This window comes from Caballeronia sordidicola, assembly GCF_000729995.1.
Lineage (GTDB): Bacteria > Pseudomonadota > Gammaproteobacteria > Burkholderiales > Burkholderiaceae > Caballeronia > Caballeronia sordidicola_A.
This window is the reverse complement of record NZ_JNFG01000213.1, coordinates 1-1,405: the sequence shown is the minus strand read 5'-3', so window position 1 is coordinate 1,405 and position 1,405 is coordinate 1. Positions and strand designations below refer to the sequence as shown.

Sequence of the window (1,405 nt, the reverse complement as noted above, 5' to 3'; positions counted from 1 at the left end):
TCAGCTCTTTTTTAAGGACGCCCCGGGCTTGTACATACAGGCTTCGGTAGATCGTTTCGTGTGATAGTTGCATGAGCTTATTGACTGGGAACTGCCGTTTGAGCCAGCCCGATATCTGCGCAGGTGCCCATTGTTGTTTGAGCTTACTCGCCACGAGCATGCGTAGTCGCGCCCGGTTTGAAAGGGCACACGCTTTGGGCCGTAGCGCGCTCTTCCAGGCATTGGCGTCGGCCTGTTGGGCGCGGTACTTTATCGGGCCGCCGTTGCGTTCGATCTCCCGGCTGATCGTCGATGGCGCTCGGTTCAGGCTCGCTGCAATGCGGTTTGAAGACCAGTTTGCGCTCAGCCCACGCGAGATCGCTTCGCGCTCCTCGGGCGTCAGTGCACGTGGCGAGCGCTTTCTTGGCGGCGGTGCGATCCCACCGCGCTTAGCAAGCATCCGATGCACCGAGCCCACTTCACGCTCCAGCGCCCGACTAATCTCGCTGACAGACTCCGCTGCGCGCCAGCGCTTCCAAATCTCCCCCTTCTGGGTCGACGTCAACCACGGTTTTGCTTGTCGTTTCATAGCCTCATCCTCCGATTTCCGTATTGGAACAGAGGTGTTGCATCGACCAGTTGAATCCGCCCGTCATTTCTTTGTCCAAAGCGACAAAGAAACGAAGCAAAGAAAACGCTTTCAGAACGAGGGCTCATAAGTTGACCTAGCGTGCAGTCTCCGCGTTTTTGGCACCCCAAAAGCACGGTGCTCGCAAGAGCGACGGATGTGTGAACCCCTCTTTCTCCGAACACGGATACCCACACGCTTCGCCACCAGTGACTGAACCTGCCCAAGGAACACCCCGCGCTATCCGCGGAAAACCATCCTCCAAATTTGTACGCATGCCGAACCACGTCGGCAACCCACCACGAAGCGAGCTTGCCAAAATGTGTGAGGCCGTAGCCGGAGAAAATTGCGCGCTGGCCATGCAAACGCCTACCAGAAATTAAAGCAATCAATATGCGTCCGGCCGTGATGCGGTCCCAGGATACATCCGGGCAGACCACGCAGCCGATCTGTCAGAAACTCAAGGAGTAGGCTGTTTTCCACGAAGATGGCAGCGCTGACTAATCAACCAACCAACAAAAAATGGAGCCGCAAAAAGCGCGTGATGCCGTGCGAATTTCTTGGCAATGGTGCTTGCCCGAGAGCGTACGGGGCGAAGCGTGTGCGTGTAAGAATTCGCGAGAAGGAGGGGTTCAAACATCGGTGGTTCTGGCGAGCACCGTGCTTTTGGGGTGCCAAAAACTTGGAAACTGCACGCTAGGTCAACTTACGAGCCCTCGTTCTGAAAGCGCTTTCTTTGCTTCGTTTCTTTGTCGCTTTGGACAAAGAAATGACGTGCCGCCACGCACAGTGGCTAAT

At 56.2% G+C, this 1,405-nt stretch carries 1 protein-coding gene; it reads right to left on the bottom strand.

Annotation, left to right across the window (positions count from 1 at the left end; all coding sequences use genetic code 11):
• On the bottom strand, positions 1 to 568 hold a 568-nt coding region (locus FH08_RS0144590), incomplete at its 3' end, for a helix-turn-helix domain-containing protein (protein WP_031362609.1).
• Between the last annotated feature and the right edge of the window lie 837 nt (positions 569 to 1,405).